At 67.7% G+C, this 21,102-nt stretch carries 23 protein-coding genes; 15 read left to right on the forward strand and 8 right to left on the reverse strand.

Features of this window, described 5'->3' with window-relative positions:
- The first annotated feature begins 116 nt into the window (after window positions 1-116).
- The 7 genes from aroQ to ACESLR_RS03265 all read left to right on the forward strand — a co-directional run bounded on the left by aroQ (window position 117) and on the right by ACESLR_RS03265 (window position 5,531).
- Window positions 117-557 carry a type II 3-dehydroquinate dehydratase gene (gene aroQ, locus ACESLR_RS03235; protein WP_373023673.1) on the forward strand — a complete coding sequence of 147 codons (441 nt, stop codon included), beginning with the start codon at window positions 117-119 and terminating at the stop codon, window positions 555-557.
- Between the two features lie 9 nt (window positions 558-566).
- Window positions 567-1,028 (forward strand): acetyl-CoA carboxylase biotin carboxyl carrier protein, encoded by a 462-nt coding sequence (gene accB / locus ACESLR_RS03240; RefSeq protein WP_373023674.1) that lies wholly within the window; start codon window positions 567-569, stop codon window positions 1,026-1,028.
- Between the two features lie 29 nt (window positions 1,029-1,057).
- Window positions 1,058-2,404: an acetyl-CoA carboxylase biotin carboxylase subunit gene (gene accC / locus ACESLR_RS03245; RefSeq protein WP_373023675.1), complete on the forward strand. Its 1,347-nt coding sequence runs from the start codon at window positions 1,058-1,060 to the stop codon at window positions 2,402-2,404.
- A gap of 31 nt (window positions 2,405-2,435) precedes the next feature.
- Window positions 2,436-3,317, forward strand: a complete 882-nt coding sequence (gene prmA / locus ACESLR_RS03250; protein WP_373023676.1) for a 50S ribosomal protein L11 methyltransferase — start codon at window positions 2,436-2,438, stop codon at window positions 3,315-3,317.
- Between the two features lie 84 nt (window positions 3,318-3,401).
- A complete protein-coding gene (locus ACESLR_RS03255; RefSeq protein WP_373054168.1) occupies window positions 3,402-4,121 on the forward strand; it encodes a DUF3426 domain-containing protein in 720 nt (239 codons plus the stop codon).
- Window positions 4,122-4,209: 88 nt separating this feature from the next.
- On the forward strand, window positions 4,210-5,202 hold the full coding sequence (gene dusB, locus ACESLR_RS03260) for a tRNA dihydrouridine synthase DusB (RefSeq protein WP_373023678.1): 993 nt from the start codon (window positions 4,210-4,212) through the stop codon (window positions 5,200-5,202).
- A complete protein-coding gene (locus tag ACESLR_RS03265; protein ID WP_373023679.1) occupies window positions 5,199-5,531 on the forward strand; it encodes a helix-turn-helix domain-containing protein in 333 nt (110 codons plus the stop codon). Before dusB ends, ACESLR_RS03265 begins: the two co-directional genes overlap by 4 nt.
- A 250-nt stretch (window positions 5,532-5,781) precedes the next feature.
- On the opposite strand, the gene ACESLR_RS03270 is transcribed toward ACESLR_RS03265, so the two are convergent.
- Complete coding sequence (locus ACESLR_RS03270; RefSeq protein ID WP_373023745.1) at window positions 5,782-6,543, reverse strand: inositol monophosphatase family protein; 762 nt, start codon at window positions 6,541-6,543, stop codon at window positions 5,782-5,784.
- A 160-nt stretch (window positions 6,544-6,703) separates the two neighbouring features.
- Here ACESLR_RS03270 and ACESLR_RS03275 point away from each other — a divergent pair, with 160 nt between their 5' ends.
- Window positions 6,704-7,021, forward strand: coding sequence for a DUF2322 family protein (locus ACESLR_RS03275; RefSeq protein WP_373023680.1), 318 nt, complete (start codon window positions 6,704-6,706; stop codon window positions 7,019-7,021).
- Window positions 7,022-7,028: 7 nt separating this feature from the next.
- Here the strand turns inward: ACESLR_RS03275 and ACESLR_RS03280 are convergent, their stop codons facing one another.
- From ACESLR_RS03280 to ACESLR_RS03290, 3 genes are read right to left on the reverse strand one after another with little or no spacing between them, the layout of a single operon-like run.
- Window positions 7,029-7,613 (reverse strand): histidine phosphatase family protein, encoded by a 585-nt coding sequence (locus tag ACESLR_RS03280; protein ID WP_373023681.1) that lies wholly within the window; start codon window positions 7,611-7,613, stop codon window positions 7,029-7,031.
- Window positions 7,610-8,173: a 1,6-anhydro-N-acetylmuramyl-L-alanine amidase AmpD gene (gene ampD, locus ACESLR_RS03285; protein ID WP_373023682.1), complete on the reverse strand. Its 564-nt coding sequence runs from the start codon at window positions 8,171-8,173 to the stop codon at window positions 7,610-7,612. Before ampD ends, ACESLR_RS03280 begins: the two co-directional genes overlap by 4 nt.
- Window positions 8,170-8,496, reverse strand: coding sequence for a thioredoxin family protein (locus ACESLR_RS03290; RefSeq protein ID WP_373023746.1), 327 nt, complete (start codon window positions 8,494-8,496; stop codon window positions 8,170-8,172). The genes ampD and ACESLR_RS03290 overlap by 4 nt, the downstream gene beginning before the upstream one ends.
- A 143-nt stretch (window positions 8,497-8,639) precedes the next feature.
- On the opposite strand from ACESLR_RS03290, the gene ACESLR_RS03295 reads away from it, so the two are divergent.
- The gene (locus ACESLR_RS03295) at window positions 8,640-10,691 is read left to right on the forward strand and encodes a UvrD-helicase domain-containing protein (RefSeq protein ID WP_373023683.1); all 2,052 of its coding nucleotides are present in this window, start codon (window positions 8,640-8,642) and stop codon (window positions 10,689-10,691) included.
- Between the two features lie 16 nt (window positions 10,692-10,707).
- Here ACESLR_RS03295 and ACESLR_RS03300 read toward each other — a convergent pair whose 3' ends face one another.
- The gene (locus tag ACESLR_RS03300; protein WP_373023684.1) at window positions 10,708-12,429 is read right to left on the reverse strand and encodes a potassium/proton antiporter; all 1,722 of its coding nucleotides are present in this window, start codon (window positions 12,427-12,429) and stop codon (window positions 10,708-10,710) included.
- 55 nt (window positions 12,430-12,484) lie between these two features.
- On the opposite strand from ACESLR_RS03300, the gene ACESLR_RS03305 reads away from it, so the two are divergent.
- Window positions 12,485-13,477, forward strand: a complete 993-nt coding sequence (locus tag ACESLR_RS03305; protein ID WP_373023747.1) for a lipid A deacylase LpxR family protein — start codon at window positions 12,485-12,487, stop codon at window positions 13,475-13,477.
- Window positions 13,478-13,487: 10 nt separating this feature from the next.
- On the opposite strand, the gene ACESLR_RS03310 is transcribed toward ACESLR_RS03305, so the two are convergent.
- Window positions 13,488-14,417 carry an MBL fold metallo-hydrolase gene (locus ACESLR_RS03310; RefSeq protein WP_373023748.1) on the reverse strand — a complete coding sequence of 310 codons (930 nt, stop codon included), beginning with the start codon at window positions 14,415-14,417 and terminating at the stop codon, window positions 13,488-13,490.
- A gap of 205 nt (window positions 14,418-14,622) precedes the next feature.
- Here ACESLR_RS03310 and ACESLR_RS03315 point away from each other — a divergent pair, with 205 nt between their 5' ends.
- The 3 genes from ACESLR_RS03315 (at window position 14,623) to dut (ending at window position 17,242) form a co-directional block, all read left to right on the forward strand.
- Window positions 14,623-15,219, forward strand: a complete 597-nt coding sequence (locus tag ACESLR_RS03315) for a DUF502 domain-containing protein (RefSeq protein ID WP_373023685.1) — start codon at window positions 14,623-14,625, stop codon at window positions 15,217-15,219.
- Between the two features lie 314 nt (window positions 15,220-15,533).
- Window positions 15,534-16,760, forward strand: a complete 1,227-nt coding sequence (gene coaBC, locus ACESLR_RS03320; protein ID WP_373023686.1) for a bifunctional phosphopantothenoylcysteine decarboxylase/phosphopantothenate--cysteine ligase CoaBC — start codon at window positions 15,534-15,536, stop codon at window positions 16,758-16,760.
- 20 nt (window positions 16,761-16,780) lie between these two features.
- The gene (dut, locus tag ACESLR_RS03325) at window positions 16,781-17,242 is read left to right on the forward strand and encodes a dUTP diphosphatase (protein WP_373023687.1); all 462 of its coding nucleotides are present in this window, start codon (window positions 16,781-16,783) and stop codon (window positions 17,240-17,242) included.
- Window positions 17,243-17,267: 25 nt separating this feature from the next.
- Here dut and hmpA read toward each other — a convergent pair whose 3' ends face one another.
- Window positions 17,268-18,449, reverse strand: a complete 1,182-nt coding sequence (hmpA, locus tag ACESLR_RS03330) for an NO-inducible flavohemoprotein (RefSeq protein ID WP_373023688.1) — start codon at window positions 18,447-18,449, stop codon at window positions 17,268-17,270.
- Window positions 18,450-18,607: 158 nt separating this feature from the next.
- Between hmpA and argB the strand changes: the two genes are divergently transcribed.
- Window positions 18,608-19,486 (forward strand): acetylglutamate kinase, encoded by an 879-nt coding sequence (argB, locus tag ACESLR_RS03335; protein WP_373023690.1) that lies wholly within the window; start codon window positions 18,608-18,610, stop codon window positions 19,484-19,486.
- 15 nt (window positions 19,487-19,501) lie between these two features.
- On the opposite strand, the gene ACESLR_RS03340 is transcribed toward argB, so the two are convergent.
- Complete coding sequence (locus ACESLR_RS03340) at window positions 19,502-20,164, reverse strand: DUF4124 domain-containing protein (protein WP_373023691.1); 663 nt, start codon at window positions 20,162-20,164, stop codon at window positions 19,502-19,504.
- Between ACESLR_RS03340 and ACESLR_RS03345 the strand changes: the two genes are divergently transcribed.
- A complete protein-coding gene (locus ACESLR_RS03345) occupies window positions 20,157-20,918 on the forward strand; it encodes a sulfite exporter TauE/SafE family protein (protein WP_373023692.1) in 762 nt (253 codons plus the stop codon). The two genes, ACESLR_RS03340 and ACESLR_RS03345, sit on opposite strands and share 8 nt — an antisense overlap.
- Window positions 20,919-21,102 lie beyond the last annotated feature (184 nt).

Raw genomic sequence — 21,102 nt, forward strand, 5'->3', positions numbered from 1 at the left:
CCTCGTGCTGGACACTCCCACCCTTCCTGCGGCAGAATCCCGATCATTCGTCGCACCATCATTTTTCGGTGCAATCGCGTCCATTCACGACAGGATCGCTACCGATTCCCCCTGCCATGGCATCCATACTGCTGCTTAACGGCCCCAACCTGAACCTGCTGGGACAGCGGGAGCCGGAGCGCTACGGCGCCCAGAGCCTGGCGGATATCGAGACCGACCTCAGGGCCCGGGCGGAACAGGCCGATGTCTCCTTCGACAGCTTCCAGAGCAACCACGAAGGCGACCTGATCGACCGAATCCATGCCGCGCCCGGCGAAGGCGTGCGACGCATCCTGATCAATCCGGGCGGCCTGACCCACACCAGCGTCAGTCTGCGCGATGCCCTGCTGGGCGTCGCCATCCCGTTCTACGAGATTCATATCAGCAACATCCACGCCCGCGAGCCCTTCCGCCAGACCTCGCGTCTGAGCGATGTCGCCGCCGGCCTGGTCAGTGGCTTCGGAGCCATTGGCTACCGGCTGGCGCTGGATGCGGCGCTTGCAGCTATCAAGGAATAAGAGGCTTCCATGGACATACGCAAGGTCAAGAAACTAATCGACCTGCTCGACGAGAGCGGCATCCACGAGATCGAGATCCACGAAGGCGAGGAGTCGGTCCGCATCACCCGCTCGGCGGGTGGAACCGCCGTCGCCGCCCCGGCGCCGGCACCCCTGCCCGCTGCGGCGCCTGCGGCGGCCGCCGCGCCGCCCGCCGCCACCCCGGACGGCGAGGCCGAGTCGGCCCCGGAGATGGACGGTCACCGCGTCACCGCGCCGATGGTCGGCACCTTCTACCGCGCCCCCAGCCCGGGCTCGAAGCCGTTCGTCGAGGTCGGCCAGACGGTGGAGGTCGGCGAGACCCTGTGCATCATCGAGGCGATGAAGATGCTCAACCCGATCGAGGCCGACCAGGCGGGGACCATCCGCGACATCCTGGTCGAAAACGGCAATCCGGTGGAATACGGCCAGCCCCTGTTCATCATCGGCTGATCCCCGATCCCCTGCCAACAGGTCCGAGCATGTTTGAAAAGATTCTGATCGCCAACCGCGGCGAGATTGCCCTGCGGGTCCTGCGCGCCTGCCGCGAGATGGGTATCGCCACCGTCGCCGCGCACTCCAGCGCCGACCGCGACCTCAAGCACGTCCGCCTGGCGGACGAGTCTGTGTGCATCGGCCCCGCGGCCTCCGGCGAGAGCTACCTGAACATTCCGGCGCTGATCGCGGCCGCCGAGGTGACCGATGCCGGCGCGATCCACCCCGGCTACGGCTTCCTGTCGGAAAACGCCGATTTCGCCGAACGCGTGGAATCCTCCGGCTTCGCCTTCATCGGCCCGCGCGCCGAAACCATCCGACTGATGGGCGACAAGGTTTCCGCCAAGCAGGCCATGCTGGAGGCCAACGTGCCCTGCGTGCCCGGCTCCGGCGGGGCCCTGGGCGACGACTCGGACACCAACCTGGCCCTGGCACGCGAGATCGGCTACCCGGTCATCATCAAGGCCGCGGCCGGGGGTGGCGGGCGCGGCATGCGCGTGGTGCATACCGAAGGCGCGCTGCTGCACGCCATTTCGTTGACCCGCAACGAGGCACAGCAAGGCTTCGGCAATGACACCCTGTACATGGAAAAATACCTGGAGACCCCGCGCCACGTGGAGTTCCAGGTCCTCGCCGACAGCCACGGCAACGCCGTCTGCCTGGGCGAGCGCGACTGCTCCATGCAGCGACGCCACCAGAAGATCATCGAGGAGGCGCCGGCGCCCGGCATCACGGACGAACAGCGCCAGGCCATGGCCGAACGTCTGGTCCGCGCCTGCCAGGACATTGGTTACCGCGGCGCCGGCACCTTCGAGTTCCTGTACGAGAACGGGGCGTTCTACTTCATCGAGATGAACACCCGGTTGCAGGTCGAGCACACCGTTACCGAGCAGGTGACGGGCATCGACCTGGTGCGCGAGCAGATCCGCATCGCCGCCGGCGAGCCCCTGGGCTACACCCAGAACGACGTGCGCATCAGCGGTCACGCCATCGAGTGCCGCATCAACGCCGAGGACCCCGGCACATTCATGCCCAGCCCCGGCACCATCCAGCAGTACCACGCGCCAGGTGGGCCGGGCATCCGCATGGACACCCACATCTACAATGGCTACACGGTACCGCCGTACTACGACTCGATGATCGGCAAGCTGATTGCCCACGGGAACAGCCGCGAGATCGCCCTGGGACGCATGCGCGGCGCCCTGGGCGAGATTGTCATAGACGGCATTCAGACCAACGTCGCACTGCACCACGACCTGATGATCGACGCGAACTTCCAGCGCGGCGAGACTGACATCCACTACCTCGAGAAGAAGCTAAAGGCACAGGCCTGAGCCCTTTCCGCGACAACCGGAGCCCGACGCCATGAGCCTTGCCGAACTCGAATGCCAGATCAGCCCGGAACAGGCCGAGCCGCTGGAAGACACGCTCTTTGAACTGGGGGCGGTCAGTGTCGAGCTGTTCGACGGGGCCGACGAGCCGCTGTTCGAACCACCGCTGGGCACCCACCCCCTCTGGTCCACCGTGCGCCTGAAGGCGGTGTTTCCGGACACCACCCAGGCCGGCCTCGCCGCCGCCGCGCTGGAACGCCAGGCGCAGGCGCCGGAGTCGATCCAGGTTCAGCCCATCGAGGACCAGGACTGGGTGCGCGCCGGCCTCGACGGCCTCGGCGCTATCCACTGCGGCGGCTCGTTGTGGATCGTGCCCTCCTGGGAGGACGAGCCGGCGATCGAAGAGGGCACGTTCGTACGCCTGGACCCCGGGCTCGCCTTCGGCACCGGCAACCACCCGACCACGGCCATGTGCCTGGCCGCACTGGCCCAGCAGCCACCGCGTGACCAGGCGGTGCTGGACTACGGCTGCGGCTCCGGCATCCTCGCCATCGCGGCCCTGAAGCTCGGGGCCCGCCATGCGCTGGGTATCGACATCGACGAGCAGGCCGTGCAGGCCACGCGCAGCAATGCCGACGCCAACGCCATCCCGTCCGCGCGCCTGGAAACCGGCCTGACCGACCACCCCGTGCCGACGGCCGGGTACGACCTGGTGCTGGCGAACATCCTCGCCAAGCCGTTGATCGATCTGGCGCCAGAGCTCGCGCGGGCCGCGAAACCCGGCGCCCGCATCCTGCTGGCCGGCCTGCTGGAACGCCAGGCGGACGAGGTCATCGCCGCCTATTCCGACGCCTTCGAGATCGGGGTCGAGGACTGCCGCGAAGGCTGGGCCCTGCTCGGCGGGCGCCGGCGATAAGGAAAGCCGGACCCATGGGCAGGTTCGCGCCGGCTCCGCCTCCCGGCCGCAACCGGGCGCGACCGCTGCCGTTGGGACGCTGACGTGCTGGCCCGCTGTCCCCAATGCGGCGTTACCCACGCCCTCGCCCGCGGGGACAAGTTGCGCCAGCGGCGAGTCCACTGCAGCAATTGCGGTGCCGAATTCGACCTGTTCCCGTCCCTCGAGATCGGCGGCGCCGGCGAACGGGTGCTGGGCGCGGGCCTCCTCCCCGCGCAGCCCGTGCACACTCCCGCCATCCAGAGCGCGCCGGTCACCGCGATCGCCGTCGACATCGAGTATCACCCGCCCCCCCGGGGGCTGGCAGGCCCCACCCGTCGGCGCGGCTGGCCGGGGATCACCCTGGCCGCCGCCCTGGTAGTCTTGCTGGGCGCGCAGGCTCTGGTGTTCCCGCCCGTGACGCCGGGCCAGAGCACCCACCTGGATCAGGCGCGCGCCCAGCTGTGTGCGGCCATCCCCTGCCCGGCCTGGAACCCGCCGCGCGCGCCCGAACGCATCCGGGTGTCGACACCCGACTTCTTCACCGGCGCCGATGGCACGCTGCATCTCGAGTTCCGGCTGGAAAGTCCGATCCGGCAAGCCTGGCCGGTCCTCGACATCCACCTGAGCGACCAGCTGGACACGCACCATGGCACACTGCGCCTGACCCCGAACGACTACGCCGACACGGACACGCCGATGAATCCCCACAAACCCGTGACCGTGCGCCTGGTGCTCGCGAGCCCCCACACCCATATCACCGGCGTCCAGATCCATCCCCGCTGATTCGTCACCCTCCGGGTACGCCGCCGGCAGGTACCCGGCTTAACTGCTAGACTCGCAGGCCCTTTCGCCGCTCGTTAGCCCGCCCCGGATGCAACTCGGAAGCCACCATTTCCCGGACCCCGTCGTGTTCCTGGCCCCCATGGCCGGGGTGAGCGACCGTCCGTTCCGGTTGCTGGCCCGCCGCCTGGGTGCCAGCGCGGCCGTATCCGAGATGGTGACCTCGGATACCCGTCTGTGGTCCAGCGACAAGAGCCGTCACCGGCTGGACCACCGACAAGAGCCGCACCCGCGCATCGTCCAGTTGCTGGGCAACGAACCCGGCGCGCTGGCCGAGGCGGCACGCGAGAACGTGCGCCGGGGCGCCGACGTGATCGACCTGAACCTGGGCTGCCCGGCCAAGAAGGTCTGCCGCAAGGCCGCGGGCTCGGCCCTGCTGGGCGAACCGGAGCAGGTGCGCGAACTGCTGCAGGCACTTACCGAGGCGGTTACGGTTCCGGTCACCCTGAAGATGCGCCTGGGGCTGGACCGCGAGCGGATGAACGGCGAGACCATCGCGGCCATCGCCGAGGACTGCGGCATCGCGATGCTGACCGTGCACGGCCGCACGCGGGCCGACGCCTATCGCGGGCAGGCGGACCATGCCGCCGTCGCGCGGATCGTGCGGTCCGTTTCCATTCCGGTGCTCGCCAATGGCGATATCACCGGGCCCGACAAGGCCCTGCAGGTACTCGATACCACCGGGGCGACGGGCGTGATGATCGGTCGTGCGGCCCAGGGGCAGCCATGGCTTCCGGGACAGATCCGGGCCGCGCTGGCCGGCGAACCGGTCCCGCCACCACCCGACCCGGTCACGCGTCTCGCGCTCATCAAGGAGCACATTGCCGGTTTGCATGCCCAGTACGGCGAGCCACAGGGCGTGCGTATCGCGCGCAAGCACCTGGGCTGGTATCTTCAGGGCCTGGGTCTCGACGAGACCCACAGCCGGGCGGCCCGGGCTGACCTTCTCGCCGCCCCCACGGCCAGCGAGCAACTGCGGCGCCTTAGCGCCCATCTGACGGGAACCGCAAGCGAGGCTGCATGAGCACGAACATGCCACTCGAACAGGACACGGACGTCCACGAAGTCCAGGTTGCGGGCACGCTTCCATCCGACTGCGTGCTGGCAAACTCCGTCCGGCGGGCGCTGGACCAGTATTTCGAGACCCTCGACGGACAGAGCAGCCACGACCTCTACGCGCTGGTGATGAACGAGGTGGAGCGCCCCCTCCTGGCCAGCGTGCTGGAGCGCTGCGGAGGCAACCAGAGCCGCGCGGCCGCCCTGCTCGGGCTCAACCGCGCCACCCTGCGCAAGAAGCTGCGCACCCACGGGTTGGTGGGCGCCAACGGAAACGGCAACGGCGCCGCGACCTGAGGCTCAGCTCTGGTCACAGGAAGACCGGAAGGTGAGAAGAATTACCTCGGTCTCTGAGCCGGATGCCATTTCCAGCCAGTTGGAAAACCAATAGGTTCTTGGTGCAGGGCCTGGCCGATGACCGCTCCGACATGCACGGCATCACTCGCCATCCTGCAGCCGCCCACTGCATCCCCCTTCCAATCTTCCCGTCTTCCTGTAGACCAGCCTTCTCCGGGACCGCTGGCGCCTCGGTGGCCCGGAAAAGCGGTCAGCCCTTCCAGGCGAGGCGGTTCAGGGCCGTCCGGTGCAGTTCCGGGGTAGCCGCGGCCAGGACGTCCGCCGTCTTCAGGTCCAGCTCGCCACCGGAGAGGTTGGTGAACACGCCTCCCGCCTCGCGCACGATCACCGCCAGGGCGGCGATGTCGAGGATGTTCACGTCGGACTCGACGATCAGGTCGATGCTGCCGCGCGCCAACAGGTGATAGTGGTAGAAATCACCATAGCCGCGGGTGCGGTTCACCTCGGCCATGATGCCGCCCAGCGCTGTCCAGCCCTCGGGGCTCTGTGCCAGGGACTTGAGGTTGCCGGTGGACAGGGACGCACGCCCCAGATCGGTGGTCTTCTCGACCGCGATCGGATCGCCGTTCAGGAAGGCGCCCTGGCCCTTCTCGGCCCAGGCCCGCTCGCCGAACTGAATACCGTTGGACAGGCCCAGGATCAGTTCACCCTTGTGCATCAGCGCGATCTGGGTGGAGAAGAACGGATAGCGGCGCACGAAGCTCTTGGTGCCGTCGATCGGATCGATCAGCCAGACGTAGTCGGAATCCATGTCCGACTGCCCGGTCTCCTCGCCATAGAAACCGTGGTCCGGGAAGTGCTCGCGGATCACCTGACGGATGGCCTGTTCGCTCTCCACGTCGGCCCGGGTGACCGGGGTATCGTCGGGTTTGGTTTCGACATCGACGCCCGCCTCGTAGTAATGGCGGATCACCTTCTCGGCGGCATCGGCAGCGGCCTGGGCGGCCTCCATGAACGCGCTTCGCGACATGCTCTCTCCCTTCGGCAAAAGGCGGTATCTTAGCATGCAAGGCCCCGGCCGCCGTTCTGGCTCGACCCTGCGGCCTTCGCGGTTTGGTTGTCGCGACCGGGTCGTGCCCCGATAATGCCGCGATCATTTCGAGGAGCCCGACATGTCCAAGAAGCTGCCCGACGTCAGCAATATCGAACGCCTGGAGTTGTTTGGCGAGGACTACAACCCCACCGCCACCATCGAAAACGTGGACGGCCAGAACCTGTCGCTGCAGATCTACTATCAGCTGGCGCTGGATTACGGCGGGATCGGCCCCAAGGCAGCCAATTCGGGGCTACTACTGTACGGCAGCCACGCCGATGACGCCCGCGCCAATCCGGGCAAGCACCCGAACATCGACCGCCTGATCGACGTGCTCAATAACGACTACTACCTGTCGGTCAAGGCCGTCCCGAAGCGCGACAGCAAGGCCGGTTGAGTCCGGCTCAGACCCGGTTGGCGTGGATCAGGCGCCAGTCCCGGGTTGGATGCCGGTGCAGGCGGGTGCGACTGGCGTACTCGCATTCGAGCTGGAACAGCCGATCGTCCGGCACGCCCATCACCCAGCCCACCAGGGCCCGGATGACGCCGGCGTGCACCACCATCAGCACCCGTTCCGCCTCCAACGGCTGTAACGCCGCATCGAAGCCGGCCTCGACCCGGCGCCGGAAGACCGCCAGCGGCTCGGCCCCCGCCGGCCGTGCATGCACCGGGTCGGCATAGAAGGCACGGTATTCCTCCGGCCGTTCCCGCTGCAGTTCGACCCGGGTGCGACCCTCCCAGTCACCGAAACCGACCTCGCGCAGGTCCGGCGCCAGCGTCACCGGAAGCCCCCGCTCGGACCCGAAACGCTCGGCGAAGGCGCGGCAGCGCTGCATCGGCGAGCTGACCACGTACTGCCAGCCGTCCTCTCCCTGCACCGCCCGCTCCATCTGGGTCCAGCCACGCGCGCTCAGCGGGTCGTCGCAGCCGTGGCCGCGATAGCGCTGGCCGCCCTCCGGCTCGCCATGACGCAGCAGATCCACGATCATGCCATGGCCTCGTGCAGTTCCCGCTGCAGGCGCGCCCAGTCAAAACAGGGGCCGGGATCCGTCTTGCGCCCGGGGGCGATATCACTGTGGCCGGCGAGCGCATCCGGCGCGATACCCGGCCAGCGTTCCCGGAGCCAGCCAATCAAGCGTGCCAACTCGGCGTACTGCACCGGGGTGAAGGGGTCCTCGTCGGTTCCCTCCAGCTCGATCCCGATGGAGAAATCGTTACAGCGCTCGCGTCCCTGCCACCGGGAGGGCCCGGCATGCCAGGCACGCCGGGAGAACGGAACGAACTGGGTGGCATGGCCCTCGCGGTCGATCAGCACATGGGCCGAGACGCGCAAGTCCGCGATCCCGGCGAAATAGGGGTGTCCCTTCGGGTCCAGCCGGTTCTGGAAGAGATCGGCCACATGCCCGCCACCGAACTCTCCCGGGGGCAGGCTGATGGCATGCACCACTAGCAGTTCCGGGGCCTCGCCTGGCGGGCGGTCGTCCTGATTCGGACTCTGCACCATTCGCGCCGGCGGCCACCAGTCGCGGTCGTTGTCACGCGCGGTCATGGGGCCTCCTCGGGTGGGCGCGCCAGGCAGGCCGCGAGGGCCTCGCGCAGCAGGGGCAGGCGGGGCGGGGCCTCCAGTCGGCCGTGGTAGCTGCCCGACTGGAACACGAACAACGCCGGGAGATGGAACACCTCGAACTCCCGCACCAGGGCGGTATCCGTCTCCGCATCCACCACGAACAACGCCGGCGCACCCGGCTCCGCCTGCCAGTCCGCCAGCACGCGTCCCATCACCTTGCAGGCCCCGCAGCCACGGCGCGTGAACAGGATCACCGCTGCCCCCGGCACATCCATCAGGCGCTGGTGGAAATCGAACTGGGTCAGACGCGCGAGCGGCACATCCGCCGCGGCCGACGTGGGGGCACCCGGGGCCTGGGTCAATGGCTTATCCTCACCGCTGTTGTCTTTATGAATCCTGGATCGTGGGTTAGTTTACGCGCCCCGCTGCGAAGGAATCGACCGCCCCGGTGTCCGAACTCAATCCCCAACAACAAGCTGCCGTGACCACCACGGACCGCCCCCTGCTGGTCCTGGCCGGAGCCGGTTCGGGCAAGACGCGGGTGATCACGGAGAAGATCGCGTACCTGATCGAGCAACGCGGCCTGGCCGCGCGCCAGATCGTCGCGATCACCTTCACCAACAAGGCCGCGCGCGAGATGCGCGAACGCGTCCAGGGCCGCCTGTCGCGCGAACAGGCCCGCGGGCTGAACGTCTCCACCTTCCACACCTTCGGGCTCAATTTCCTGCGTCGGGAATTGCAGGCGGCCGGGCTGCGCCCCGGCTTCTCCATCCTCGACCCCGGCGATTGCCGACAGCTGCTGCGCGAGATCACCTACCGCGACGACACCGGCTCCGAGGTGGACGCCCTGATCGGGCACATCAGCCGCTGGAAAAATGACCTGAGGACGCCGGATGAAGCGCTGCACGAGGCGGGCCAGATGAGCGATTCGCCGGAGGCGATCGCCGCGGCCAACCTGTACCCGCGCTACCAGGACGCCCTGCGCGCCTACAACGCGGTGGACTTCGACGACCTGATCAAGCGCCCGGTGGACTGCCTGCGCGACGACCCGGAGCTGCGCAACCGCTGGCAGGACCGCATCCGCCACCTGCTGGTGGACGAATACCAGGACACCAACTCTGCCCAGTACCAGCTCGTGCGCCTGCTGGTCGGCGTAAGCGGCGGCCTCACCGTGGTCGGGGACGACGACCAGTCGATCTACGCCTGGCGCGGTGCGCGCCCGGAGAACCTCGCGCGTCTGCAGCAGGACTTCCCGCGCATGGAGGTGATCAAGCTGGAGCAGAATTACCGCTCCACCAACCGCATCCTGCACACCGCGAACGCCCTGATCGGCAACAACCCCCACGTGTTCGAGAAGCGGCTGTGGAGTGCGCTCGGCGAGGGCGAGAAGATCGAGGTGATCGGCTGCTCCGACGCCGACACCGAGGCCGCGCGGGTGGTCTCCGAGCTGATGCGCCGGCGTTTCCGCTTCAATGCCGGCTGGGGCGACTTCGCGATCCTCTACCGCAGCAACCACCAGTCCCGACTGTTCGAGAAGTTACTGCGCGAGCAGGGCATCCCCTATCGCCTGAGCGGCGGGCAGTCGTTCTTCGAGAAGGCCGAGATCAAGGACCTGGTCGCCTACCTGCGCCTGCTCGCCAACCCGGACGACAACACCGCCTTCCTGCGCGTGGTCAACGTGCCGCGCCGCGAAATCGGGCCGGCGACCCTGGAAAAGCTCGGCCACTACGCCAACCAGCGCGGGGCTTCCCTGTTGCAGGCCGCGCGCGGCGCCGGCCTGTCCGAATACATGGATGCCCGCGCGCAGGCACGGCTGGAACGCTTTACCGACTGGGTCGACGGCTTCCAGCGCCACGGCGCGGAGGAGGACCCCAACGCACTGTTGCAGGCCCTGGTCGAGGACATCGACTACGAATCCTGGCTGCTCGAGAACAGCCCCAACCCGCGTGCCGCCACCCGGCGCATGGACAACGTGCGCGAGTTCATCGACTGGGTCGGCCGCATGGGCGGGGGCAACACCACCGCCGAATACGGCGACGAGGAGGCCGAGGATGACCGGGGCATGGGGCTGGCCGACATCGTCAACCGCATCAGCCTGATGGACATCCTCGACCGCAACCGCGAGTCCCAGGAAGGCGAGGAAGCCGTGCAGCTACTCACCCTGCACACGGCCAAGGGCCTGGAGTTCCCGCATGTCTGCCTGGTCGGCTTCGAGGAGGAGCTGCTGCCGCACCGGGTCAGCGTCGAGGACGACTCCATCGAGGAGGAGCGCCGGCTGGCCTATGTCGGCCTGACCCGCGCCCAGCAGACCCTGCTGATCACCTACGCCCAGCAACGCAGCCGCTACGGCGAGACCATCGACTGCGAGCCATCCCGCTTTCTCGACGAACTCCCCGGGGATCACCTCGACTGGCCGGACGCCAAGCCGCCAGACCCCGAGACCCAGCAGCTCACCGCCCGCGCCCACCTGGCCGGCCTCAAGGCCATGCTCGAGAAGTAGACTCACCGGCCGGGGGTCATTTCACGAGCTTCAGGCCAACCCGGGTGATTCGGGGACCTTCCATTTCCCGGATGACCAGGCGCATGGGGCCGAGATCGACGGCGTCACCGACGACCGGTTCGGCCTGGAGCTCGCGACGCAGGTAGATTTCGAGGGTCTCGCCCTGGCGCTCCGGCGGGACCGGAGCGCCGTAGGCCATGCCAACCGCGCCCAGCTGGGCATCGCCATTGAGGGCAAATTCGCCGAACACGCTGCGCTCGGTGAGCCGTTCAGGCACCTCGTCCTTGGGCACGAACAGGCGGTCGAGGTCATGCAGATCCGCGGGCGTGACCATGATGTAGAGGTGATCACCGGCGTGCAGGTCCAGTAGCTCCAGTGTCTCCAGCAGCTTGCCGCCGCGCAGGTGGGCCACCACCCGCGCGCTCCCCGGCAAGCGGAAATTCGACCAGGCCTCGCGCACCACCGGCGTGGTCTCGGCCAGACGATAGCCGACCAGTTCCATCTCCTGCTGCCCCGGGATGTCCAGCTCGGTGCGCTGTACGCGCGCGGTGGTGGGGGGCAGCTCCAGCCCCAGCCAGCGTGCCGAGGGCGCAACCGTCCATCCCTGTACCAGCAGCGAGATCAGCACCACGAAGAACACCACGTGGAAGAAGTGGCCGGCCAGCTCCAGCCCGGCCAGCAGCGGGAATAATGCCAGGATGATCGGCACCGCCCCGCGCAGGCCCACCCAGGCGATGAACACCTGCTCGCGCCAGGGGAAGCGGAACGGATACAGGCAGATCCAGACGGCCAGCGGCCGCGCGAACAGGATCAGCACGGCGGCGACCAGTCCCGCGTCCAGCGCCACCGGTGGCAGCCCGGAGGGCGCCACCAGCATGCCGAGCATCAGGAACATGCCGATCTGCGCCAGCGAGGCGATGCCGTCGTGGAAGCGCTTGATATTCTGCGAGGCCTCCAGCGGCCGGTTGCCCAGCAGCAGCCCGGCCAGATACACCGCCAGGAACCCGGAACCGCCGACCAGACCGGTCAGCCCGAAAATCGCCAGCGCCCCCGCCATCGCAAACAACGGATAAAGGCCCGCGGCCATGGGCACCCGGTTGATCAGCGCCAGCAATGCCAGGCCACCGCCAACCCCGAGAACGGCACCCAGGCCCATCTGCTGGATGAATTCGACCAGCACCACCAGGCCGAACTGCTGATCGGGCACCAGCAGCAGCTCGATCAGCACGATGGTGAGGAAGATCGCCATCGGATCGTTGGACCCGGATTCGATCTCCAGGGTCGCACCCACACGGCTTTTCAGCTCCAGCCCGCGCGAGCGCAACAGCGAGAACACGGCGGCGGCGTCGGTGGAGCCGACGATGGCCCCCAGCAGCAACCCCTCCAGCCAGGATAACTCGAGCCACCAGACGGCAAAGACACCGGTCAGCCCGGAGGTCACGAGGACCCCGATGGTCGCAAGCCCCAGCGCCGGCTTCAGCCCGATGCGGAAATTACGCGCCGGTGTTCGCATCCCGCCGTCGAACAGGATGATCGCCAGCGCCGCCGAGCCGATCAGGTAGGCTAGGGTGATATTCTCGAACACCAGACCGCCCGGACCTTCCGGGCCCAGCAGCATCCCGATGACCAGGAACACCAGCAACAGGGGCACTCCCAGTCGCGAGGTGATCACGCTCGAAAGGATGCTCCCCAGCAACACGATCGCGCCCAGGAAGATGATCTGGTTGGAGAGGTCCATGCGCCCATCATACCGGAACGCCCCCGCGCCCCGCGGACGGTGGCCCCACCGCGCCATGCAGGCGTTGCTGGCCGGGACGGCCCTCTGCGTGGCGGCCGCGAGCCCGAACGTTGCAGCCGAGCCCGGTGTCGATGCCCTACACTTCGAGTTCGAGAACGACCTGTTTGCCGGCGAGGACCGCCACTACACCAACGGCTTCCGTATCGGCTGGACCCGCAGCGACGAGCGAGTCCCGTCCTGGCTGCGAGACGTGGCGGATTTCCTCCCCCTTTTCGTGGACCGGGAAGAGCCTGGGCGCCTGAAGGCCGCCGTCCATCTTGGGCAGAACATGTATACCCCGGAGGACATCGAGCGAGCGACGCCGGACCCGGACGACCGCCCCTACGCCGGCTGGCTGTACCTGAATTTCAGCATGGCCGAGGAACACGACGACCGCCTGGACCGACTGCAGGTCAGCCTCGGCGCGGTCGGGCCGGCCTCCCTCGCGGACCGTACGCAGCGGGAGGTTCACAGCTGGTCCAGCACGGCGCAACCGCAGGGGTGGGATCACCAGATTGGCAATGAACCCACGCTGATGGTGGCATACGAGCGTCAGCTACGCGGTTATGCGCAGCGCGCCACTGACGGATGGGGCTGGGATTTGACCCCGCACTGGGGCGCGGCAGCCGGGACGCCCTTCACATTCGCGAATGCCGGGGCAATCCTGCGGGCGGGTCGCCACCTGCCCGGCGATTACGGTCCGCCTCGGATCCGACCGGCCCTGTCCGGCTCCCACACGTTCGAGGCCCGCGCTCCGGCCGGCGGCTATGCGTTTGCAGGCATCGACACGCGACTGATGCTCTACGACCTGTTCCTGGACGGCCCGGTCTTTCGCGACGGGCCCTCGGTGGACAAGCACCCCGTGGTGGGCGAGTTGACCGCCGGCTTCGTGTTCCACGTCGGCGGGGTGCGCCTGGGCTACACCCACGTCTGGCGCTCCCGCGAGTTCAGCGGGCAGGCCAAGGGCGCGGCCGAGTTTGGCTCGCTGCACGCGACCTGGCAGTTCTGAGTGCGGACATTCAGAAGATCGCGGCCTCGACATCCGGGTAGGTGGTGGCCACCGAGCGGTCGATCTTGTCCTCGAAGCCCGGATAATCCTCGATCAGGTCACCCATGCGCTCGCGCACCAGGGGCACCGTCTCGAAATCGGCCAGCCCCTGTTCCACGCCTTCCTCGATCCCCTCCCACAGGGTGACCAGATAACGCTGCAGCCGATCCAGCGTCTGCGCATCCTCCAGCCGGCCGTGGCCGGGTACGACCACCGCCGGCTCCAGCGCAATGAGCTCGTCCAGCAGATCGATCCATTGCGCGACATCGCCATCCCAGACCGACGGCGCACGATCGCTGTAGACCACGTCGCCGGCCAGCAGGACCCGCGTCTGCGGCAACCAGACGCTCAGATCGCCCGGCGAATGCGCGCCCGCGGAGGGGAAGATCACGACCTCGGTGCCGCCGAGGTCACGGGTGGTGCGCTCATCCACGGCACCATTTGGAAGCAGCGGCGTGGTGTCGCCAGTCGCGCCCTCGGTCATCTCGCGGAAGTTCTCGACCCAGCCTTCCCCCTCTGCCTCCATGCGCGCGAGCGCGTCGGAACCGGCCACGATCTCCGGATCGGAGCCCGCGAAGGCACGGTTGCCCAGCCAGTGGTCGCCATGGCCGTGGCTGTTGACGATCCAGCGCACTGGCTGGTCGGTAACCTCGCCAATCGCCTCGCGCAGCGCCATGCCCATGGCCTCGGACGCGCCCGTGTCGAATACCAGTACCCCGTCGTCGGTCACCACGAACGCCATGTTGGCGTTCCAGCCGAGGTTTTCGCGGCTGGGAAAATCCCGTGCCGGCGTCATTACCGCATAGACGCCCGGCGCGACTTCCTCCGGCGTCATCGCGTAGTCCGCCGGCGCGGCGGCGCTGGATGGCTCCGCCGGCGCCGCCTGTGGCAACACGATCATGGCAAACACCAGGGCCCACAGGCCCGCTCCCGTCCATCTCTTCATCATGTACTCCATTTGGCCAGCCATATCGCCGCCTGTCTCGATCCATAGACTGGCCCGGTTCCCCGAAGTGCCAGGCCGGCCCCAATCCTTGCACCGACGCGCCGTGCGTATGACCCGAATGCGTTAGCATCCAGAGCATACCCCCTGCACGGAGCCTGCTGTGCGCCAAATCTCCCGCACCTTTCTGACCGGCCTGGCCGCGATCCTGCCGGCCGCGATCACACTGGCCCTGCTGTGGTGGCTGGGCAGCACCGCCGAACAGGTCCTCGGGGGACTGCTGCAGGCCATCCTGCCGGATCTCCTGTACTTCCCGGGCATGGGGATCCTGGCCGGTATCGGCCTGATCTTCGGCCTCGGGGTGTTGCTTCAGGCCTATGTCGTGCGCTGGCTGTTCGACTGGCTGGAGGGCCTGATGCAGCGCATCCCCGTGATCAAGACGATCCACGGCACCGTGCGCGACGTCACCAACCTGCTCTCCGGCGACATCCATCAGCGCTTCGGGAAGGCCGTGCTCGTCACGTTCCCCGGAACCGATTTCAAACTGGTCGGCTTTGTCACCCGCGAGGATTTCGAGGGTCTGCCGGACAACCTGGGCGGGCCGGAGACGCTCGCGGTCTACATGCCCATGAGCTACCAGATTGGCGGCTACACCCTGATGCTGCCACGCGAGCGGGTCGAGCCGCTGGACCTGCCGCTGGAGGATGCGATGCGCTACGCCCTGACCGCCGGCGTCTCCGCGCGCCAGGACAAGGGGTAAGGAGATGCTGATCCATTCGCACGTCCGCGTTGGTGCCCCATTTTTTCCCGAGACATGGCGCGGTGCGCAGTGCCGTAGTCACTCTACGGTCCCGTGTCGATCATCGGGGCGCAACGCAGGATCGAGGAAAGGGGGCCCAACCCCGAAGGGGCTCGGCCGCCCGTACTTGACAAAAATGGGCCCGCTGACCGCATTGCGGCTCACTTATGTAGCGCGGCTACACGTCGTTCACCGCGCCTTGTCATCGAGCAAAATCGACTCGAGCGCGAACGTGCGAATTAATCAGCGTCTCCTTAAGGGGTAGAATCCGGCGCATGACGGATCACGACAACCAGCCCCGGATACTGGTCGGTGTCAGCGGCGGCATCGCCGCCTACAAGGCCTGCGAGCTGGTGCGCGAGCTCAAGCGCGCCGGCTGCGAGGTGCGTGTGGTGATGACCGCGGGCGCCCGCGCCTTCGTGACCCCGCTGACCTTCCAGGCCCTGTCCGGCGCGCCGGTGCGCACCGAACTGCTGGATGCCGAGGCCGAATCCGGCATGGACCATATCGCCCTGGCGCGCTGGGCCGAGCGCATCGTGGTCGCCCCCGCGAGCGCCAATCTGGTCGCCCGCTATGCCCAGGGCCTGGCGGACGACCTGCTGAGCACCCTGCTGCTGGCCACCAGCGCGCCGGTCACCCTGGCGCCAGCGATGAACCATCGCATGTGGGCGCATCCGGCCACGCAGGCGAACATTGCGACCCTGGTCGAACGCGGCGTCACCCTGATCGGACCCGACAGCGGGGAGCAGGCCTGCGGCGAGCAGGGCGAAGGCCGCCTGCGCGAGCCGGCCGCGATCGCACACGAGCTGCTGCAGCCGGCCGACGGCCCGCTGGCCAGCCGCCACGTGCTGATCACGGCCGGCCCCACGTTCGAACCCATCGACCCCGTGCGCTTCATCGGCAACCGCAGCTCCGGGCGCATGGGCTTCGCCCTGGCCGCGGCGGCGCGCGACGCCGGCGCCCGGGTGACGCTGGTGCACGGCCCCTCCGCACAGGCCGTGCCCGCCGGCGTCGAGGGCGTTGCCACCGAAACCGCCGCCGCCATGCATTCGGCGGTGATGGAACGGTTCCCCGCGACCGACATCCTGATCGCAGCGGCGGCCGTGGCCGACTACCGCCCGGCCGCACCACACGCCCAGAAGATCAAGAAATCCGACCCAACGATGAATCTGGCCCTGGAACGCACCGAGGACATCCTCGCGGACGCCGCAGGCCAGGCGGCTACGCTCCCCCGGCGTCCGTTCCTGGTCGGCTTCGCCGCCGAGACCGAACACCTGCACGAACATGCCGACGCAAAACGTCGCGCGAAGGGTATTGACCTGATCGCGGCCAATCGCGTCGGCGAGGGCCTGGCCTTCGGCACCGCCGACAACGAACTGCTGTGCCTGTGGGAGGATGGCGAACGGAGCCTGCCGAACCAGCCCAAGGCGCAGCTGGCCCGGGCGCTGATCGACCTGATCATCGAGCGCCTGGCGGATCACGAACCCCGAGGGAAACATTGATCAATGCCAAGGAAGAATGAATGCCCGTCCCCGAGATTGACCTGAAGATCCTCGACCCGCGCATGGGCACGGACTTCCCGCTGCCCGCCCCGGCCACCGATGGCTCCGCCGGCGTGGACCTGCGCGCCATGATCGAGTCCCCGCTGACACTGGAGCCGGGCGCGGCCGAGCTGATCCCGACCGGGCTGTCGATCCACATCGAGGACCCGGGCTATGCCGGGATGATCCTTCCGCGCTCCGGGCTCGGGCACAAGCACGGCCTGGTGCTGGGGAATCTCGTGGGCCTGATCGACGCCGACTACCAGGGCCCGCTGATGGTCTCCTGCTGGAACCGGGGCGCGAGCGCCTACACGCTCGAGATCGGCGAGCGCCTGGCGCAGCTCGTCATCGTCCCGGTCGTCCAGCCGAAGTTCCGCGTCGTCGAGGACTTCGAGGAAACCGCCCGAGGCACAGGCGGCTTCGGGTCTTCGGGCCGGGGCTGACTTCCGGCCCGGCCCCCGAATCTCATCAGGTCTCCAGCGCGGAGGCGGGCCCGAAGAACTCGTAGTTCACCCGGTCGTCCGGGATGCCCAGACCGCGCAGGTGGCCGCGCACCTGCTGCATGAAGGGCTTCGGCCCGAGGAAATAGACATCCACCTCGCGGCTGTCGGGCAGCCAGTCGGCGAGCTGCTGACGGGTCAGGAAGCCTTCCGCATGCGGCTGGTCGCCGGCACGCGGTTCGCTGTAGCAATAGCGCCGGGTCAGGCCCGGCGAGCGCTCCGCCTGCCCCTCCACCCAGTCGTGGAACGCGTGCACGCCACCGTGTCGCGCACAGTGGACAAAGTGCACTTTGCGCCCGTCCGCCAGCGCCGCCTCGGTCATCGCAACCGCCGGGGTAATACCCACCCCCGCGGTCACGAAAGCCACCGGACGATCCGCGGGCCGCAGCACGAAATCTCCAGCGGGCGGGAACACATCAAGGGTGTCGCCCTCATCCACTCGATCATGCAGGAACGTCGAGGCGACACCGCCCGACTCGCACTTGACGCTGATGCGCAGGGTCTCGCCGTTCGCGGCAGCGGACAACGAATAGTTCCGCCGCACCTCCTTGCCGTCGATGATCAGGCGCAGGCCGAGATACTGCCCCGGCTGGTGCTGCGGCAGCGGCTGCCCGTCCACCGGCTTCAGGTAGAACGAGGTAATCTCCTCGCTCTCCGGAACCTTGCACTGAACGCGGAACGGACGCGCACCCCGCCAGCCACCGGGCTGCTGTTCGTGCGCCGCATACACCCCCTCTTCCGCCTCGATCAGGATATCCGCCAACTGCTGGTAGGCCGCGCCCCAGGCCTCCAGGACCGCGTCGGTCGCGACGTCCTCGCCCAGCACCTCGCGCATGGCCTGCAACAGGCAGGTGCCGACAATCGGGTAATGCTCGGGCTGCACCTGGAACGAGACGTGCTTGTTGACAATCTGACCCACCAGCGGGCCCAGGGCCTCCAGTTGGTCGATGTGCCGTGCGTAGTTCAGGACCGCATTCGCAAGTGCCCGTGCCTGTTCGCCACTGGCCTGGTGCGCCTGATTGAACAGCGGCTGCACCTCCGGGTAGTCGCGCAACATGATCTCGTAGAAGTGGCGAGTGAGGGCTTCGCCACCGGACTCCAGCAGCGGCACGGTTTGCTGGATGACGGCCTTTTGTTCGCTTGAAAGCATCTTGCATCCCTTATTGATTGATTTGTTATGCAGCTTTATAAGGGCCTGAGGGGAGACGAGTCAAATGATGCGTCCTGCTTGCACCGAAAAACGGGGGGCGCGCCCGCCGGGTGGGGTGCTAAACTGCGCGGCTGCGAAACCTGACGACCGGACCCGCCATGGATACCCAGACGGCCCACTCCGTTGCCCATGTACTGATCGAGGCGCTGCCCTATATCCAGCGCTTCGCGGGCAAGACCATCGTGATCAAGTACGGTGGCAACGCCATGACCGAGGACCACCTGAAGGCCTCGTTCGCGCGCGACATCGTGCTGCTGAAGCAGGTGGGCGTGAACCCGGTGGTGGTGCACGGTGGCGGGCCGCAGATCGGCGAGCTACTCAAGCGCCTGGGCAAGGAGACGGAATTCGTCAACGGCCTGCGCGTGACCGACCGCGAGACCATGGACGTCGTGCAGATGGTCCTGGGCGGTCTCGTGAACCAGGAGATCGTGTCGCTGATCAACCGCTTCGGCGGCCGGGCGGTCGGCCTGACGGGCAAGGACGGGCAGATGATCCGCGCGACCCCGCTGCGCGACCATGGCGCGTCCGCGGGCCAGCCGACCGTGGATCTGGGGCATGTGGGCGAGGTCGAGGGCGTCGACCCCGCGATCGTGCACACCCTGGACGAAGGCGACTTCATCCCGGTGATCGCCCCGATCGGCTTCGACCGCGACGGCAAGGCCTACAACATCAACGCCGACACCGCGGCCGAGAAACTCGCGGTGGTGCTGGATGCGGAGAAGCTGTTCCTGCTGACCAACACCCCGGGCGTGCTGGACGATAACGGGGCCCTGCTGCCACGCCTGGCCGCGCCGGAGGTCGATGGCATGATCCGCGACGGCACCATCCACGGCGGGATGATCCCGAAGATCCGCTGCGCCCTGGATGCCGTGCGCAGCGGGGTAAACGCGACCCATATCGTCGACGGCCGCGTGGAGCACGCAGTCCTGCTGGAACTGCTGACCGACCAGGGCGTGGGGACACTCATCAGCCGCTAGCCCGGCCAGTGGTGGCTAGCGGCTTCCGTTCTGCACCAGTCGCTGGAAGTCGCGCTGGTCGAGGTCGAGGCGTTCGTGGATCGCGGACAGGCGGTCGCGCTGGCCACGGCGGTACTGGCGTTCGCGGGCAATGCGGTTGTCCAGCTCCTCCAGTTCCGCGTGGTAGCGATCCGCCAGCCCGGAGTCCTCGTTGGCGCCGTCCAGCTGCCGCCGGATGCGCTCGCGTTCGCGCAACAGTGTCTTTTCCTGGGCCTCGCTGCGCTGGATATTGCTACCGATCGAACGCTCGCGTCGGTCACGCAATTCCTCGATCTCGTCCAGCGAGGCATAGGCCCGGCGCAGCTGGGTCTCGCGCTCGGCCCGGTCCTGGCGCGCTCGCTGGGTCGCCTCCAGATCGCGTTCCGCCTGCTCGCGCTCGGCCGCGGCCTGCGCCCGCTCCTCGGCACTCATCGGTGCCGGCAGGATCTCGCGCATACGGCCCTCGGAGTCGTAGACCCGGCGTTCGCGCTGGCTGGTCTCGGGCTGCGGAGAACTGGAGTAGTGTACGGTCCCGTCATCATCCACCCAGCGGTAGATGTCGGCCTGTGCCGGGACGGCCAGCGCCAGCAGCACCACGCCGGCCACCCTCGAGCACACAGGTCCTGACCGCTTTCGGTTACACGCACCCCAAATGACCATTCTCGAACACCTCGGACTCGTCTTCATCGCCATCGTCGCCAACGGCTTCTCCGCCCTGGCCGGTGGCGGGGCAGGCCTGTTGCAACTGCCCGCCCTGATTTTTCTGGGCCTTCCCTACCCGGTGGCGCTGGCAACCCACAAGATCGCCTCCGTCGCCCTCGGCGCCGGCGCCGGCTTGCGCCACCTCAAGAAAAGCACATTCGAGCCTGCGCGCCTAGGCATTATCCTGCTGGCCGGTCTGCCTGGAGTGCTAATCGGTGCCTGGGTGGTCCTGGGCATCCCTCCGCGGGCCGGTGAAATCGCCCTGGGACTGCTGACCATCGGTCTCGGCTGGTACTCCTGGCGCCGTCCGCAGCTGGGCCAGGTCGTGCGCGAGATCGGGTTTTCCTGGGGCCACGTCCTGATCGGGGCCGGCGGTCTGTTCCTGATCGGGGTCCTGAATGGCTCGCTGGCCTCGGGCACCGGGTTGATGGTCACCCTGTGGCTGGTGCGCTGGTACGGCATGAGCTACACCCAGGCCGTGGCCTACACCATGGTGCTGGTGGGTCTGGTCTGGAACGGCGCGGGGGCACTGATGCTGGGGACCCTGGGCACCGTGCAATGGGACTGGCTGCCGGCCTTGCTGGTGGGGAGCTTTGTCGGCGGCTACCTCGGGGCCTGGGCCGCCCAGCGCTACGGCAACCGCCTGGTCAAGCGCGCCTTCGAAGTGGTCACCGTCCTCACCGGCATCGCCCTGCTCCTGCCTGTACCCTGACGCCCCGCCCCGCTGCGGCAATCCACCACGACGGACACAAAAAGAGCTGGACAGAAAGAGGGGAAGAGGGCACTAAAGACGGTTCTTAGATTCAAGGGCAACAACAGGGCAAGTACACCGCCATTGGCAGCGCCGAGACGGCCACCATTTTTTTACACCGATTTTTCCTTCCGATCTTCCACCC

Origin of the sequence: Thioalkalivibrio sp., from assembly GCF_041685615.1 — a bacterium.
In the GTDB taxonomy this organism is placed as follows: Bacteria; Pseudomonadota; Gammaproteobacteria; order Ectothiorhodospirales; family Ectothiorhodospiraceae; genus Thioalkalivibrio.